The sequence below is a fragment of the Rhodococcus sp. PAE-6 genome (assembly GCF_025290685.1).
GTDB classification, from domain to species: domain Bacteria; phylum Actinomycetota; class Actinomycetes; order Mycobacteriales; family Mycobacteriaceae; genus Rhodococcus; species Rhodococcus pyridinivorans.
On the sequence record NZ_JAOCLZ010000188.1, the window covers coordinates 1 to 246 of the forward strand.

At 67.9% G+C, this 246-nt stretch carries 1 pseudogene; it reads right to left on the reverse strand.

Going from position 1 to position 246, the window contains the following annotated elements:
• Nucleotides 1-246 (reverse strand): annotated as a pseudogene (locus NVV99_RS26735) (mycofactocin system FadH/OYE family oxidoreductase 2); the annotation flags it as partial.

Below are 246 nucleotides of genomic sequence, written 5' to 3' on the forward strand. Positions count from 1 at the left end.
TTGGTCGCGAACTCCGGGTCGGCGATCTGCTCGCTCACGGCGACGACCAGATCGCATACTCCGTCGGCGATCGCGGCACCGATCGGTTCTGGTCGGGTGAAGCGCCCGACCCCGACGACCGGCAGCGACACCTCCGCCCGGATCGCGTCGGGGACGAACAGGGAATCACCGTGCGGGGTGGACATCGGCGCTTCGACCAGTTGCAACGTCTCGGTCGCGACGCCCACGGACGTGTTGAGGTAGTCG